This window comes from Streptomyces sp. NPDC090499 (genome assembly GCF_044769305.1).
Taxonomy (GTDB): Bacteria; Actinomycetota; Actinomycetes; order Streptomycetales; family Streptomycetaceae; genus Streptomyces.
The window spans coordinates 572,818-588,781 of sequence record NZ_JBIVXP010000003.1 but is presented as its reverse complement, the minus strand read 5'-3'; the positions used below and the strand labels follow the sequence as shown (position 1 = coordinate 588,781).

Here is a 15,964-nt window from a genome sequence, read left to right as displayed (position 1 = left end):
TACGGTCTGCCGGTGGCGCCCTCGCCCTTCTCCACCTGGTGCCGGCAGCCGATCCAGAACAATGCGTCCGCCTCGCCCGATTGCAGCCCCCTGCCATTCCCGTCGGACGACGACAGCGCCGAAGCCATCTCCGAGGCCCTGCAAGGAGCCGAACAACGGTGACGGCGGCTCTCCTGCCCCTGCGCTGTCAGCGGTCCGGCGGTGATCGCTCTAGCCGAGTGCCGTCAGCCCCGGTGCGAACGCGATCAGGAGCGGCAGCAGAGGGACCAGGGCGGCCACTGTCGTCGTCAGGGCCCGCTGGCGGCGCAGCAGCCGAGGTGGCGGTTCCAGCAGGCGGTCGACGCGCTCGCCCAGCAGTCGGCGGCTCGACGCGCAGGACAGGACCCCGCGGTGCTGGTTCAGTTCGATCAGGGCCAGCGCGGTGGTGAGATGGCCGCAGCGGCGGGACGCCGTGTCGTCGGCGGCGAGTTCGACGAGCCGTTGGGTCTGGTCGCAGAAGTGGGAGAAGAGCGGCACGCGGGGGAAGCCCGTGGCCAGGGCGCTGGACAGGTGGAGCAGCCAGTCGTGATGGGCGCGGGCATGGCCCCGTTCGTGGGTGAGTACGGCGTCGAGCTGGTGGTCGGTGAGGCGGTGCAGTGCCCCCGTCGTCACGACCAGCTGCGGTGGATGTCCCGGCATCCACCAGGCGTCCGGGTACTCGTCCTCCAGTACCAGCATCGGTCCGCGTGCCGCGGGCAGCCCCGCCGGCAGTTCCGGTGCCCGCTCGCGCAGGTGCGCGCGGGTCCGGTCGCGGCGGCGCCGGGCCTCGACCAGTTCGCGGGCGAGCATCGCTGTCGTCCACGCGGCCCCGGACGCGAGCAGCACGGTGAGAGCGACCGCCCAGGGGGGCGCGACGGAGAGGTCGTACGCGGCGGTGACCGCCGGTGGCGCCGGCGCGAACACCCGGTCGCGCACGGTGTGGAAGACGGCCGCCGCACCCAGGGTCAGCGCGGCCAGGCAGCACATCAGCACGGTGGCGACCAGGCACTGCCACACCCACAGCGCGACCACCGGTTCCCGCTCCGGCCACAGGGACCGCACCAGGGCACGCGGCGCAGGTACCGCGGCCGTCAGGGCGACGACGGTCAACAGGAGCAGGCAGACGGTCATGCCGGGGCTCCGTTTCCTGATCGGAGATGCGTGCGGGTGGCGGCTGGTGCGGGGGCGATATGCCGCTGCGTGACATGGCGCGCGCCGGCGCGTCACGTGGTACGCGTGCCGACGCCTCGCATGGTGCGCGTGCGGGCGCATCGCATGGTGCGTGTCCCGTCAGTATGACGGTGCCGGGTGCCCCGAGTCAGGTGTCGACGACGATCCGGGCACCCCCCTTCCGTTCAGCGGCCCGGCGTCGTCCTCACCCCGCGACGACCCGCCCGCTGACCTCGCCGAGTCCCACCCGGCTGCCGCCCGGCCCCGGAGCCCAGCCCGACATCGTCACCACGTCGCCGTCCTCCAGGTACGTCCGCTTTCCGTCCGGGAGTTCGAGCGGGTCGCTTCCGTTCCAGGTCAGCTCCAGCAGCGACCCGCGTTGCCCGGGCTCCGCGCCGCTCACCGTGCCCGAGCCGTACAGGTCGCCGGTGCGCAGGGAGGCGCCGTTGACCGTCAGGTGGGCGAGTTGCTGGGCGGCGGTCCAGTACATGGTGGAGAACGGCGGCTCGGACACCGTCTGCCCGTTGATCGCGATCGAGATCCGCAGGTCGTAGCCGGCGGGCTCCTCCATGGCGTCGTCGAGGTAGGGCAGCAGCGGGTGCGTCCGCCTCGGCGGGGCGACCCGTGCCTCCTCCAGCGCGTCCAGCGGGGTGATCCACGCCGAGACCGAGGTGGCGAACGACTTGCCGAGGAACGGGCCGAGCGGGACGTACTCCCAGGCCTGGATGTCCCGCGCCGACCAGTCGTTCAGCAGGCAGAGGCCGAACACGTGCTCCCTGAAGTCGGCCAGGGCCACCGGGCTGCCCTGTGGTGACGGCGTGCCGACGACGAAGCCGACCTCGGCCTCGATGTCCAGCCGTACCGACGGGCCGAACACCGGTGCCGGGTCCGAGGGTGCCTTCCGCTGTCCCGAAGGCCGTACGACGTCCGTCCCGGACACCACGACCGTGCCCGCGCGGCCGTGGTAACCGATCGGCAGGTGCTTCCAGTTGGGGGTGAGCGGCTCGGCGGCGTCCGGGCGGAAGATGCGGCCGGCGTTCCGGGCGTGGTTCTCGGAGGCGTAGAAGTCGACGTAGTCGGCGACCTCGAAGGGCAGATGCAGGATCACCTCGGCCAGCGGGTGCAGGAGGGGGGCGAGCGTCTCCTGGTGCGCGGGCACGGTCACCCAGGCGGTCAGGGCGCGCCGTACGTCCGACCAGGCGGTGCGGCCGGCGGCCAGCAGCGGGTTGAGGGTCGGCCGGGCGAGCAGGGAGGCATAGGGGGAGCCGAGGGCGAGGGCCGCGGCGCCGGCGTCGAGGACGTGGTCGCCGAGGCGGACGCCGACCCTCCGTTCCGAGCTCTCGGAGGTCGAGAACACGCCATACGGAAGGTTGTTCGGGCCGAAGGGGTGACCCTCGGGGACCTCGAAGGGGGGCAAGGAGGGCATGGGGTGGCTGCCTCACTCTCATCCGTGCCGCGCGGGGGATGGCCATGTGGCGACGTCACTATGGCGTTGCGCGGCATTCCATGTGGTCGCGCCACACGTTACGGGTGAGTTGGCTGTCGTGACAGTGTCTAAAGAGTTCGCAATGTCCTAATAGGCCTTGTCGGAGTAGGCAATTCCGGCTTAGCGTCCTTTGGGGGACACGGACGGGGTGGGTCCGGTCCGTAGAGGGGGACACGTGGGGGGACCCGTGGCCAGGAATGCCGTCAGCGTGCCGTTCGAGGCGGATCGCGACGTGCCGGGCCTGATCGTCAAGTTCGGCGACTATCCGCTGCATCACGGCGGGGTCGGCGCGATTCGCAGTCTGGGCCGCCTGGGCGTTCCCATGTACGCGATCACGGAGGACGCGTACACGCCGGCGGCTTCGTCCCGCTATCTCAAACGGGCGTTCGTGTGGCCGACGACGGGCGCCGAGGAACCGGACCATCTCGTCGAGGGGCTGCTGCGCATCGGCCGCCGCATCGGCCGTCCGACGGTGCTGATCCCCACCGACGAGGAGGCCGCCGTCCTGATCGCCGAGCACCAGGACGCGCTCGGTGACCGCTTCCTCTTCCCGCGCGTGGACCCGGAACTGCCCCGCCGGCTGGCGAGCAAGCAGGGCCTGCACGAACTGTGCGTGGAACACGGCATCCCGAGCCCCGCGGCCGCCTTCCCCGACTCGTACGACGAGATCGCCGACTTCGCGGAGAAGGCCCGCTTCCCGATCGTCGCCAAGAACCGTGAGGCATTCGTCCGGCGCAAGCAGCCTGCCGTCAACGGGACGACGCGGATCGCCACCCGCGAGGGACTGCTCGCCCTCGCCCGTGACTGGGGCACCCATCCGGGTGTCATCCTCCAGGAGTACCTCCCGAGGGAGGAGGCCGAGGACTGGATCGTGCACGCCTACTTCGACGCCGACTCCACACCGCGCGCTCTGTTCACAGGAGTCAAGGTCCGCTCCTGGCCGCCGCACGCCGGCATGACCGCGAACGCGTACGTCGTCGACAACCCGGAACTCGCCGACCTCGCCGCGCGTTTCATCAAGCAGATCGGCTTCACCGGCATCATCGATCTCGACCTGCGCTTCGACCGGCGCGACGGGCAGTACAAGCTGCTCGACTTCAATCCGCGGATGGGTGCCCAGTTCCGGCTCTTCGAGAGCGAGTCGGGGGTGGACGTCGTCCGTGCCATGCATCTGGACCTGACCGGCCGCCGTGTGCCGGAGGGGGAACAGCGCGCCGGCCACCGTTACGTGGTGGAGAACATCGACCTGCCCGCCCTCCTCGCCTACCGCCGCAGCGGCTACACGACGCCGCACGCGCCGAAGCGGCCGAGCGGGACCGAGCTCGCCTGGCTGGCGGGTGACGACCCGCTGCCGTTCGTCACCATGCTCGCCCGCTTCGTGCGTCCGGGCGCGAAGCACCTCTACCAGCTGTGGCGCACCAACCGCCGCGGCTCCCGCAACGCCACGAAGTAGGGCCACGGCGCCGGTCCACGCCTGGCACCACGAGGGGCCGGACCGCCATCCGGTCCCGAGGGCCACGCCTCCTCCCCGGGCTGAACCTGTCGAACACCACCACCGGAGGCGGCCGCCCGAGGATCCTCTCGACCCGGCCGCCGCCGTGCGGATCCCGGACCGGCTGTATGCCCGCGTCGGCGCAGCGCAGCCCCGACAGCCCGTGCCTGGCGTCCGGTTCGACGGCCTCGCCGTCCCCGTCGAACCGGATTCCGAGCCGCCGGACCTCCCCGACGTGCAGCGCATCGCCGCCGGGTCTCGCGGCAGTTGCCGAGCGTCTCGGAAAACGCAACGCCCGTCACTGACAACAGCCCCATCACGGAGGCGGCGGGCGCCACTTGAGGCCGAAACGCACGTGAGTCCCGCAGCCGTACTGTCCGTATTCTCTGATCATGGTCGCACCCTCCCCGTACTCACTGATCGCCACCGACCTGGACGGCACGCTGCTGCGCGGCGACGACACCCTCTCGGAACGGTCCCTGGCCGCGCTCGGGCGGGCTCGCCGGGCCGGAGCCCAGCACCTCGTGGTGACCGGCCGTCCCGCCCCGAGAGTGCGGCCGCTCCTCGACGACCTCGGCTGCGCGGGGCTCGCGGTCTGCGGCCAGGGCGCGCAGGTGTACGACGCCGGAGCGGACCGGCTGCTGTGGTCGGTCACCCTGGACCGGGAGCTGGCGGAGACGGCACTCGGCAAGATCGAGGCCGAGGTCGGCCAGGTGTACGCGGCGGTCGACCAGGACGGTGTGGACGGGCTCACGCTCATCGAGCCGGGCTATCTGATGCCCCATCCCACACTGCCCGCGCTGCGCGTCGCCCGGCGCGACGACCTGTGGTGCGCGCCCATCAGCAAGGTGCTGCTGCGCCACCACACCCTGTCCGACGACGAACTGGCCACGACCGCCCGCTCGGTCGTCGGATCGCTGGCTACGGTCACGATGTCGGGGCCGGGCACCGTCGAACTGCAGCCGTGCGGCGTGACCAAGGCGACCGGGCTCGCGCTGGCCGCCGACCGGCTGGGGCTGAGCCCCGGGCGGGCCATCGCCTTCGGCGACATGCCCAACGACATCCCGATGTTCGAGTGGGCGGCCCACGGGGTGGCGATGGCCAACGCCCACCCCGAACTCAGGGCGATGGCGGACGAGATCACCACGTCGAACGAGGACGACGGCATCGCCGTCGTCCTCGAAAGACTCTTCGACTGAAGCGGGACGTCGATCAGTACGCGCCGTGCACGTTGTCGATCGAGCCGTACCGCGCGGCGGCGTAGTTGCAGGCGGCGGTGATGTTCGCGACCGGGTCGTAGACGTCGAACGACGTGCCGTCCACGTGGTACGTCTTGAACGTCGGGTCGATCACCTGGAGCAGGCCCTTGGAGGGGATGCCGGCGGCCGCGTTGGAGTCCCAGAGGTTGATGGCCTGCGGGTTGCCGGAGGACTCCCGCATCACGTTGCGGTAGATGCCGTTGTAGGTGCCCGGGATCTTCTTCTCCGCCATGATCGCGAGCGACTCGCGGATCCAGCCGTCGAGGTTGTTCGGGTACCCGGCGAGGGTCGTCGAGGCCGTCGTGGTGGTGGAGGAGGCGGCGGACGCGGTCGTCGCCCCGATGAGCGGGAGGGCGAGGACGGCGGCGCCGGTGCCGACGACGGCGAGTCGGCGGACGATGTCGTTACGGCGGGGACGGCGGTGCTGAGCGGCTGCAGGCATGGCGAGGTTCCTCTCCGTCGCCTGCGAGGTGAGCTGTCGGGTTCGGGCCCGGGGAGTGCCCGGCCGCACCGCCCGAAGGCGATACGACTTCACCCCTAGCCGTTCCGGAACGACGTCTGTTCTCTGACGTCGGTCGCCCGGTCCGGCGACTTACCTGGGTCCCCCGCTCCTGCCATGCGAATGAACTCGTCGATGGGTCACTACGGGCGGCGGCAGGATTCGGCGTCCGCCCGGCGAGCCGGAACGTATGCGAGAGCACATGTCCGAAACAAGAGCCTGATTCACACAACATGCCGATTGACCTTGATCTGCGCCGCATGAGGCGCTTGATCCTTTGCGGTTGCCAACCCTCAACTGGCCCACAGGGAAAGGGGAGAGAGGGTCGCCTAACAGCCTTTGCCGTGTCCGGGTCCACGTGACCTACTTCACGAATACGCAATGGCGGCAAATCGGGCATGTGGGACTAGTGGAATCCGCCTTTTTCCTGGTTCGGCGGAATACCGCCAGGCTCGTATTCGTTTGAATTGCACTCGCCGATGTCCTTATATGGATGATTAGAGAGATTAGTCCGAATTGATGGCCTCTGGGGCTGCTGGCCGATGCGGGTCGGGCGAGGAGGGTGGGTGCGTGCCGCTGGCCGGGCTCAACGGCGCAGGTGAGGCGGCCGGTTGGTGGGTCCGGGCGCGGAGAGTGCGTCGAGGGTCGATGTGCGGGCGCGTGATTCTCGTCACGTCGGGGAGGGTGCCGGGGGGCGGGGATCGCCGGTGGGTGTGTCCATCGTGAGGACGGAACCTCCCCTGTGGTGCCAGTCGTTGACATGGCGGCGGCCCGAGTGGGAACCCGGGCGTGTGTTGTCCCTGCGGGCCGGCAGAGGTGCTGCGGGCACCGTGTGCGGATAGGGATGCCGTTCCGTCGGCCGACGGGGTGACGGTCAGGGGGAGCACGCATCCAGGAGTCGCAGGCCGAAGGGTGCATGCCGAGCGGCGCAGACCGAGGGGTGCGGGTCGGCGGAATGCGGAGGTCGTCGTGCGAGGTCCCGTGGAGGAAGGGTGTATGGATGGATACGGGATGCCGCCGTTCGTGCATCGGGTGCCCCTGTCCGCTCGGGCGGACGGAGGAGAGTGCGCCCGGACGGGTGGCGACGTCGGCCGGGGCGAGCGGGGCCGTTTCCGGGCGGCGGCCGTGCGGAGGGCCCGCCGCCGGACGGGCCCGGGATGCCGTCCCGGATCCGGACCCGGTGCGGTGACCGGTGCGGGACACGACCAGTGCCTCGGTTCGGGACAACTGACCGCACTTCCTGTTAAGTCAGTGGATGTCAGGTCATATCAGCTGATCAAAAACATAACGGTCGTGATCCGATAGCGCCCGGGGTGTAACCGTGGGCGCTATCGGTGATCGAAACCTGACCGGATACGCTGACTTGAGTGATGGCAGCGACCTATCGACAAACCGCGTAATCGCCAGTAGACACCAGCAGACAGGAGACCCCTCGTGACCGTCGTCGGGCCGTTCGGGCTGAGCGTGCGGGACCAGGCTCTGGAAGCCGATGTCCAGGCCGGATTGACGGCTGTCGAGGAAGGCTTGCTAGACGCCACCAAGAGCGAGGTCCCGTTCATCACGGAGGCCGCGCAGCACCTCGTACGGGCCGGGGGCAAGCGGTTCCGTCCGCTGCTGGTGATGCTCGCCGCGCAGTTCGGCGACCCGTACGCGCCCGGGGTCGTGCCGTCGGCCGTCGTCGTCGAGCTCACCCACCTGGCCACGCTGTACCACGACGACGTCATGGACGAGGCCGCCGTGCGCCGCGGCGTGGACAGCGCCAACACCCGCTGGGGCAATTCGCTGGCGGTCCTCACCGGCGACTTCCTCTTCGCCCGGGCTTCCCAGATCCTCGCCGACCTCGGCCCCGAGGCGGTCCGGGTCCAGGCCCTCGCGTTCGAACGGCTGGTGACCGGTCAGATCCTGGAGACGGCAGGCCCGTCGGACGGCCGCGACCCGGTCGAGCACTACCTCGACGTGCTCAGCGGCAAGACCGGCTCGCTGGTCGCCGTCTCCTGCCGCTTCGGCGCGATGCTGTCCGGTGCCGACGAGACGGTCGTCGACGTCCTCACCCAGTACGGCGAACGGCTCGGTGTCGCCTTCCAGCTCGCCGACGACGTCCTGGACATCGCCTCCGACTCCCACGAGTCCGGGAAGACCCCGGGGACAGACCTCCGTGAGGGCGTGCCCACGCTTCCGGTGCTGCGGCTGCGCGAGCGGGCGGCCCGGCTGGGGCTGGCCGAGGACATCGCCCTGTGCGAGCTGCTGGACTCCGACCTCACGGACGACGCACGGCACGCGGAAGCCCTGACGGCGCTGCGGGCGCATCCTGCGCTGGAGCAGGCCCGCCGGGACGCGGTCCGGTACGCGGAGGAAGCGCGGGCCGCACTGAGTCCGCTGCCGGAGTGCGACCCGAAGGCGGCGCTCGTGGAGCTGTGCGACGCAGTGGTGCACCGGGCCGGATAGCCGGACAGCCCCTCCGGAGAGCCCCGCGGGCTCCGCGCTCGCCGAAAGCGCCGGCCGTCCCACCGACCTGCGCATCCGCCACAGCGCCAAGGGCAAGGGCGACGGCGGCTTCCGGGTCTTCGCCCGGCGCGACGCCGACCAGGGCGACGAACGGGGCACCGGCAACGTCCCCGTACCGGATCTCGGGAGCAACGGGCACGGCACGCGAGCCGGCCGGACACGGACCGTCGGCAGACGGGCACGGCACGTTATGCGACGGACACGGCGCGTGACAGAAGGCGCCTTCGCCGCACGACCCCTACGGGTCGGAGAGGGCGCCTCCACCCTTGTGTCATACCGCAGGTGTACGCGGAGTTGGCTCCGTGGTCTGACGCTTACCTGCCCTCGATTTGGTGAGATGGAAGCCACGGAAATCACCACCACTCACTGATTCGGGTGAGAATGGCGGCTCAGGGTGGGACACGTGCGAGGACGGCCGCCGCCGACGACGGAGGTAAGGCACACATGGCACCGTACGAATCCGACGACAGCACGGGGGCCGCGCAGGCCGGCGACGAGTTGCGCGCCGAGCGACGGCGCAAGGCCGCACGATACGTCGTCCCCGTCGCGGTGGTGGGCGTGGCCGCGGCCACCATCGGCCTGGTTCCGGCACTCGCCGACTCCGGCGACCCCGACCTGCCGAAGATCACCGCGCAGGAACTCATCGACAAGATCGCCAAGTCGGACGTGCAGCAGCTGTCCGGCACCGTGAAGATCAGCACCGACCTCGGCCTGCCCGACCTCGGCGGTCTGGAGAGCAGCCTGATGTCCGGGGCGACGCAGGGCGGCGGCGACGGCTCGTCCGCCGACCCGACCAGCAAGCTCACCGAGCTGGCCTCCGGCACGCACACCCTGCGGGTGGCCGCCGACGGCCCCGAGAAGCAGAAGGTGTCGGTGCTGGAGAGCGGCGCCGAGTACAGCCTCATCCACAACGGCACCGACGTGTGGGGCTACGACAGCAAGTCCAACGAGGTCTACCACTCCACCGCCGCCGACTCCGGCAAGGCCGAGCAGCACGAAACCCCGGCCACACCGAAGGACTTCGCCGACGAGGTCCTCAAGTCCGTCGACGACACCACGTCGGTGACGGTCGACGGCACTGCACAGGTGGCCGGCCGGGACGCCTACCGGCTCGTCATCAAGCCCAAGCAGTCCGGTACGACGGTCGGCGCGATCAGCATCGCGGTGGACGCGAAGACCGGTACGCCGCTGAAGTTCACGCTCACCCCGTCGAGCGGCGGCGCGGCCGTCGTCGACGCGGGCTACACCCAGGTCAGCTTCGCGAAGCCGGCCGCCTCCACCTTCGACTTCACCCCGCCCAAGGGCGCCAAGGTCACCGAGGGCGACCAGGCGGGCAAGGCCGGCAAGGAGGCTGGGGGCAGCGGGACGGACCAGGGCGGCAAGGCCTCCGAGGCCCCCGGCCACGGCTCCGCCGAGGGTCTCGACAAGTCCGGCTTCGACGTCCTCGGCAAGGGCTGGAACTCCATAGCCGTCCTCGACACCGGCAGCAAGGGAGGCGTGCCCACCGGCTCCGCGTCCGGCGGCGGAGACCTGAGCGGCTTCCTCGGCTCGCTCGGCGACCCCGTCTCCGGCAAGTTCGGCAAGGGCACCGTCTTCTCCACCCGGCTGATCAACGCCCTGATGACGGACGACGGCAAGGTGTACGTCGGTGCCGTGGACAAGGCCGCGCTGGTGAAGGCTGCCAACGCGGGCTAGCAGGGGCAGCGCGGGTGCGGCGGGACCCTCTGCCGCACGAAGAATCGAGGGAGCCGATGGACCGACCGTCCGCCACGGAGAGTCAGCCGGAGGCCCCCGGGCATCCCGGGGGCCTGGGCGACCCCGGGGACGACGCGCCGGTGGCCGCGGGTGTGATCGACACCCGTGGCCTCACCAAGCGCTACCGCGGCGGACAGCTCGCCGTGGACGGTCTCGACCTGACCGTCCCCGCGGGCAGCGTCTTCGGCTTCCTCGGCCCGAACGGCTCCGGCAAGACCACCACCATCCGCATGCTGATGGGCCTGATCGCACCCACCTCGGGCACCGCCCAGGTCCTGGGCCACCCGATGCCGCGCGCCTCCCGCCTGGTACTGCCGCACGTCGGCGCCCTCATCGAGGGCCCGGCGCTGTACGGCTTCCTCTCCGGCCGCGACAACCTGCTGCGGTACGACGCCGCCGACCCGGCAGCCGACCCGCGCACCCGCCGCGCCCGCGTGGAGGCCGCGCTGGACCGGGTGGGTCTCGGAGCCGCCGCCGCGAAGAAGGCGAAGGCCTACTCCCTCGGCATGAAGCAGCGCCTGGGCCTCGCCGCCGCGCTGCTGCAGCCCCGCAAGCTGCTGGTCCTGGACGAGCCGACCAACGGCCTCGACCCGCAGGGCATGCGGGAGATCCGCTCCCTGGTGCGGGAACTGGCCGGGGACGGCACGACCGTGTTCCTCTCCTCCCACCTTCTCGACGAGATCGAGCAGGTCTGCACGCACGCGGCCGTGATGGCGCAGGGCCGGCTGATCGCCCAGGGCGCGATGACCGACCTGGCGGCCGGGGCGCGCGGCCGGCTCGTGGTGACCACCCCGGACCCGGGGGAGGCGGCCCGAGTGCTCAAGGAACAGGGCGTCGCGGACGTCGTCGCCGCCGAGGACCGAGTGACCGGCGAGGCGCCCGAGCGCGATCTCGCCGAGGTGAACGCGGCGCTCGTCACGGCGGGCGTCCGGGTCCGCGGCTTCACCGTGGAACGGGCCTCGCTGGAGGACGCGTTCGTGGCACTGACCGGAGAGGGCTTCGATGTCGCGGGCTGACCTGGCCGTCGTGGACACAGCGGCCGCACGGCCGAACCCGCTGTGGAGCCTCGGCCTGCTGCGCAGCGAACTCGTCACCACGTTCCGCCGCTGGCGCACCCTCGCCCTGCTCGGTGTGCTGGCGGCGGTGCCGGTCCTCGTCGGGGTCGCCGTCAGGATCCAGACGCGGGGCGGCACGCAGGTCGGCCGGGGCGGCGGCGAAGGCCCGGCGTTCATCAGCCAGGTCACCAACAATGGACTGTTCCTGGTGTTCACGGCGCTGGCCGCGACCCTCCCGTTCTTCCTGCCGATGGCCGTCGGGGTGATCGCTGGAGACGCGGTCGCGGGCGAGGCCGACGCCGGCACGCTGCGCTATCTCCTGGTCGCCCCGGCCGGCCGCACCCGCCTGCTGCTCGCCAAGTACGCGACGACGATGGCCTTCTGCCTGGTCGCGACCCTGGTGGTGGCGGCCTCCGCGCTCGCCGTCGGCGCGCTCTTCTTCCCGCTCGGCGACCTGACGACGATCTCCGGCACCCGGATCTCCTTCGCCGACGGCCTCGGCCGCGCCCTGCTGATCGCCCTGGTGGTCGCCGCGTCCCTGGCCGGCGTCGCCGCCCTCGGCCTGTTCGTGTCCACCCTGACCAACAGCGGCATCGCGGCGATGGCGACGACCGTGGGCCTGGTCATCACGGTCCAGATCCTCGACCAGATACCCCAGCTGCACGCGCTGCAGCCGTACTTCTTCTCCCACTACTGGCTGTCCTTCGCCGACCTGATGCGCGACCCCGTCTACTGGGACGACCTGGTCAAGAACCTGGAGCTGCAGGCCCTGTACACGGCGGTGTTCGGATCGGCGGCCTGGGCACGGTTCACGACGAGGGACATCACCGCCTAGCGTGGCCCGCCCGCCCCCCGCCGGAGGTCCCTTCCTGGTGCGAGGCTGTGACGTCGTGGTGACGCGCGAGTCGTGCCGAGCGGAGACACTGGATCGTACGCACGAGTACGACCTGGGTACGACCGGATGGTGACGCCGGGGGAATGAGGGCCGATGTCCCGACTCAGCCGCGAGGAGAAGCGGGAAGTCCAGCAGGAGGGGCGCCTGGCACCGGTCGACGTCAGGGTGGCCGGCGCGGCCGCTTCCGTGGACGGCGTACCGCTGCTCCCGCGCCCCGGTGAGGAACCCCAGCAGGCGGTCCTCAACCACCTCCAGCGCCTCGCCCTCGCCAGCGGCCGCCCCGTCCTCGCCACCGTCCACGACACCCGCATCGGCTACGTCGTCCCCCTCCAGGTGAACCTGGACGGCTCCAGCAGCTTCACCGGCGACCCGGTACGACTGGCCGCACCGGCCGCCGAGCCGAACGAACAGCCCGCGCCGAAGGCATCCACCCCGTCCGACCCGGCACCGGCCGACCCGGCCTTGGCCGAACCAGGTCCGACGGAACCGGCGGAGGCCGCGGCCCCGGCGTTCCCCCGGCAGGCGTTGCACGCGGTACCCCAGCCGCCCGCCGCCCCACCGGCCCCGCCCACGCCGTCGGCCGTGGTTCCGCCCCTGCCGCCCGCGCCCGGTACCGTACGCCCACCCACCGGCGTCTTCGGCCCGCCGCCCGTGATGAGCCCCCCTGCCCCCGCTCCGGCCCTGACCCCGGCCCCTGCCCCCGCCGCCGCGCCGGCCCCCGAGGAGCCGGCGGCCGACCGGCACCCTGACCCCGACCCCCGCTCCACCCCCACCCCCGCCCGCGGCTTCGACGCGGTCGCCGAGGAGGTGCTCGGGGACGAGCCCGTGACGTTGACGGCGGAAGGAGCCGCGCTGCTCACCGAGCCGGTGGCGCGGATCAACGAGGCCGTCCGTACGGGCCGTATCGAAGCGGCGGCCGAGCTCGCGGAGGGCACCGTCGCCGAGGCCGCCGCGGTCCTCGGTGCCGACCACACGGAGGTCCTGCACCTGGGCGAGCTGACCGCGTACATCTCCTACCTGGCGGGCGACCCGGTGCGGGCCTTCCACCTCTCCCTCGACCTGGCCCGGCAGCGCCGGCACGCGGGGGAGGGCGAGGCGGCGTACGGGAACGTGCGGAGCGCGGCGACCGCCTGGCGCGCGGTGCGCGACCCCGAGCACGGGCTGCGCCTGGGCCGCGAGCTGATCGACCTGTGGGCGCGGCTCGCCACCGAGGACGGTCCGGCGGCCGACGACGCCGAGGAACTGGAGTCGGCCCGCGCCCGGATGGCCCGCCTCACGGAACGCGCCCGCCGCGCGGCAGGGAACGCCTGACCACCGCCGACGCCGTCACCACACGCAGGAGTCGTCACCGCTCGTCACTGCACGCAGAACTCGTTGCCCTCCGGGTCGGCCATCACGGTCCACGCCCCGGAGGGCTCCGAGACATGCCGCACCACGGCAGCGCCCAGCGCCTCCAGGCGCGCCACTTCGTCCGCCCGCTTCCCCGCCCCGGCGTGCAGGTCGATGTGGAGCCTGTTCTTGCCGGACTTCGCCTCCGGCACCCGCTGGAACAGCAGCCGCCGCCCCAGCCCTGTCCCGCGCTCCTCGTCGTACGGGTCGTCCGGGTGCCGCACGGCGATCAGGTCACGGAAGGCGGCACGGCCGTGGTACTCCAGGGTGGCCGCGCCCGGCAGCGCGCCCAGCTCCAGCAGCTGTGCCACGAACGCGCTGTTGTCCTCCGCCACGTAGTGCAGCGCGGCGGCCCAGAAGTCGGCCTGTGCGTGCGGGTCGCGGGCGTCGACGACGAGCTTCCAGTGCAGGGGTGCGGGCGTCTGCGTCATGCCGCCCACTTATAGCCGACGGCCCTGACAGTCACACCTGGCTTGCGGGAGTCTCCGCGACCGGCGCGGCCGGCCGTGGTACAGGCGCCGCCGCGAGCGCCCGCGCGCCCCGGCGGGCGGTGCGCAGCGCGTCCCAGGTGAGCAGGGCGAGGGCGAGCCAGACCAGGGCGAAGCCGGCCCAGCGCTCGGCCGGCATCGCCTCGTGGAAGTAGAGGATGCCGAGCAGGAACTGGAAGACCGGCGCCAGGTACTGCAGCAGGCCCAGCGTGGAGAGCGGGACGCGGATCGCGGCGGCGCCGAAGCAGACCAGCGGGACGGCGGTGACGATGCCGGTGGAGGCCAGCAGGGCGGCGTGCCCGGCGCCGTCGTTGACGAAGCTGGATCCGCCGTGACCGGCCAGCCACAGCAGATAGGCGAGCGCCGGCAGGAACTGGATCGCGGTCTCCGCCGCGAGTGACTCGATGCCGCCGAGGTTGACCTTCTTCTTGACGAGCCCGTAGGTGGCGAAGGAGAAGGCGAGGACGAGGGAGATCCACGGCGGCTGCCCGTAGCCGACGGCCAGGACGACGACAGCGGCGAAGCCGACGCCCACCGCCGCCCACTGCGCGGGCCGCAGCCGTTCCTTCAGCAGCAGCACGCCCATGGCGATGGTGACGAGGGGGTTGATGAAGTAGCCGAGGGAGGCCTCGACCACGTGCCCGGCGTTCACGGCCCAGATGTAGACACCCCAGTTGACGGTGATCACGGCGGCGGCGACCGTCACCAGGGCCAGCCGGCGCGGCTGCCGCAGCAGCTCGCCGGCCCAGGCCCAGCGCCGTACGAAGACGAGTGCGACGGCGACGAAGACGAGGGACCACACCATCCGGTGGGCCAGGATCTCCACCGACCCGGCGGGCTTCAGCAGCGGCCAGAAGAGGGGGACCAGCCCCCACATCCCGTAGGCCGCGAAGCCGTTCGCCAGTCCTGTCCGCCGCTCACCCTTCGATATGCCGGCCACCGGCCCTCCTCACACCCAGCTTCAGCACGCCGGGACGAAGGTAGCGCCGAGCACCCCGGTCTGTCATGGCCGTATCGGCATACGGTCATGACGAGCCGGGGTGGGTGGCTTCTGCCGGGTCTACTTGAGCGCGGCGGCGATCGCCTCGGAGATCGGGGAGGTCGGGCGTCCGGTCAGGCGGGAGAGGTCGCCGGAGTCGATGACCAGCTCGCCCTTGGCGATGGACGCGTCGACGTCGACCAGGATCGCGGCGAACATCTCCGGCACGCCGGCGCCGGTCAGGATGCCCTGCAGCACCTCGCCGGGCACGGAGTTGTAGGCGATCTCCCTGCCGGTCTGCCGCGCGATCTCGGCCGCGTACTCGGCGAAGCCCCAGGCGGCGTCGCCGCCGAGCTCGTAGGTCCGGTTCTCGTGGCCCTCGCCGGTCAGCACGGCGGCCGCGGCGGCCGCGTAGTCGGCGCGGGAGGCCGAGGAGACCCGGCCTTCGCCGGCAGCCGCGACGACGGCGGCGTGCTCCAGGACCGGGGTGAGGTTCTCGGTGTAGTTCTCGTGGTACCAGCCGTTGCGCAGCAGGGTGTAGGGCAGGCCGGAGGCGAGCAGTTCCTTCTCGGTGGCGCGGTGGTCGTCCACCAGCGAGGCGTGCAGGCTGCCCGGGGCGCTGGTGTACGCCAGGAGGGCCACGCCGGCCGCCTTGGCGGCGTCGATGACGACCTTGTGCTGGGCGGGGCGGCCCTTGTCGAACTCGTTGCCGGAGATCAGCAGCACCTTGTCGCCTGCGGCGAAGAGGCCGTCGAAGGTCTCGGGGGTGTTGTAGTCCGCGACGGCGATCGTCACGCCCGCCGCGGCGAAGTCGGCGGCCTTGGCCTCGTCGCGCACGACGGCGGTGATCTGCTCGGCCGGGACCTTTTCCAGCAGCTGCGTCACGACGTGACGGCCGAGGTGTCCGGTGGCTCCGGTGACAACGATGCTCATGGTGTGCGATCTCCTTGTGGGGTTCCGATGTCACTAACCCT

The 15,964-nt window shown here is 71.6% G+C and carries 13 protein-coding genes and 1 riboswitch; of the genes, 7 read left to right on the top strand and 6 right to left on the bottom strand.

What is annotated here, in order from left to right:
- Positions 1 to 210: 210 nt before the first annotated feature.
- Positions 211 to 1,149, bottom strand: coding sequence for a M56 family metallopeptidase (locus ACIQVL_RS14670; RefSeq protein WP_403475447.1), 939 nt, complete (start codon positions 1,147 to 1,149; stop codon positions 211 to 213).
- Between the two features lie 244 nt (positions 1,150 to 1,393).
- Positions 1,394 to 2,605 (bottom strand): fumarylacetoacetase, encoded by a 1,212-nt coding sequence (gene fahA / locus ACIQVL_RS14665; RefSeq protein WP_403434226.1) that lies wholly within the window; start codon positions 2,603 to 2,605, stop codon positions 1,394 to 1,396.
- A gap of 277 nt (positions 2,606 to 2,882) precedes the next feature.
- Between fahA and ACIQVL_RS14660 the strand changes: the two genes are divergently transcribed.
- On the top strand, positions 2,883 to 4,127 hold the full coding sequence (locus ACIQVL_RS14660; RefSeq protein ID WP_403434229.1) for an ATP-grasp domain-containing protein: 1,245 nt from the start codon (positions 2,883 to 2,885) through the stop codon (positions 4,125 to 4,127).
- A gap of 431 nt (positions 4,128 to 4,558) precedes the next feature.
- Entirely contained in the window at positions 4,559 to 5,365 is an 807-nt protein-coding gene (locus ACIQVL_RS14655) for an HAD family hydrolase (protein ID WP_403433856.1), read from the top strand.
- Positions 5,366 to 5,378: 13 nt separating this feature from the next.
- Here ACIQVL_RS14655 and ACIQVL_RS14650 read toward each other — a convergent pair whose 3' ends face one another.
- Complete coding sequence (locus ACIQVL_RS14650) at positions 5,379 to 5,867, bottom strand: transglycosylase SLT domain-containing protein (protein WP_403433859.1); 489 nt, start codon at positions 5,865 to 5,867, stop codon at positions 5,379 to 5,381.
- Between the two features lie 5 nt (positions 5,868 to 5,872).
- Positions 5,873 to 6,069: riboswitch (cyclic di-AMP (ydaO/yuaA leader) on the bottom strand.
- A 1,289-nt stretch (positions 6,070 to 7,358) separates the two neighbouring features.
- On the opposite strand from ACIQVL_RS14650, the gene ACIQVL_RS14645 reads away from it, so the two are divergent.
- The 5 genes from ACIQVL_RS14645 to ACIQVL_RS14625 all read left to right on the top strand — a co-directional run bounded on the left by ACIQVL_RS14645 (position 7,359) and on the right by ACIQVL_RS14625 (position 13,445).
- Entirely contained in the window at positions 7,359 to 8,369 is a 1,011-nt protein-coding gene (locus ACIQVL_RS14645) for a polyprenyl synthetase family protein (RefSeq protein ID WP_403433862.1), read from the top strand.
- Between the two features lie 504 nt (positions 8,370 to 8,873).
- Positions 8,874 to 10,124: an outer membrane lipoprotein carrier protein LolA gene (locus ACIQVL_RS14640; RefSeq protein WP_403475446.1), complete on the top strand. Its 1,251-nt coding sequence runs from the start codon at positions 8,874 to 8,876 to the stop codon at positions 10,122 to 10,124.
- A 56-nt stretch (positions 10,125 to 10,180) separates the two neighbouring features.
- Entirely contained in the window at positions 10,181 to 11,200 is a 1,020-nt protein-coding gene (locus tag ACIQVL_RS14635; RefSeq protein WP_403433866.1) for an ATP-binding cassette domain-containing protein, read from the top strand.
- On the top strand, positions 11,187 to 12,074 hold the full coding sequence (locus ACIQVL_RS14630) for an ABC transporter permease (RefSeq protein WP_403433868.1): 888 nt from the start codon (positions 11,187 to 11,189) through the stop codon (positions 12,072 to 12,074). Before ACIQVL_RS14635 ends, ACIQVL_RS14630 begins: the two co-directional genes overlap by 14 nt.
- A 153-nt stretch (positions 12,075 to 12,227) precedes the next feature.
- Entirely contained in the window at positions 12,228 to 13,445 is a 1,218-nt protein-coding gene (locus ACIQVL_RS14625) for a tetratricopeptide repeat protein (RefSeq protein ID WP_403433870.1), read from the top strand.
- Positions 13,446 to 13,489: 44 nt separating this feature from the next.
- On the opposite strand, the gene ACIQVL_RS14620 is transcribed toward ACIQVL_RS14625, so the two are convergent.
- From ACIQVL_RS14620 to ACIQVL_RS14610, 3 genes are all read right to left on the bottom strand, one after another.
- Positions 13,490 to 13,954: a VOC family protein gene (locus ACIQVL_RS14620; protein ID WP_403433873.1), complete on the bottom strand. Its 465-nt coding sequence runs from the start codon at positions 13,952 to 13,954 to the stop codon at positions 13,490 to 13,492.
- A 31-nt stretch (positions 13,955 to 13,985) separates the two neighbouring features.
- Positions 13,986 to 14,951: an EamA family transporter RarD gene (rarD, locus tag ACIQVL_RS14615; protein ID WP_403433876.1), complete on the bottom strand. Its 966-nt coding sequence runs from the start codon at positions 14,949 to 14,951 to the stop codon at positions 13,986 to 13,988.
- 120 nt (positions 14,952 to 15,071) lie between these two features.
- On the bottom strand, positions 15,072 to 15,923 hold the full coding sequence (locus ACIQVL_RS14610) for an NAD(P)H-binding protein (RefSeq protein ID WP_403433878.1): 852 nt from the start codon (positions 15,921 to 15,923) through the stop codon (positions 15,072 to 15,074).
- Positions 15,924 to 15,964: the final 41 nt, after the last annotated feature.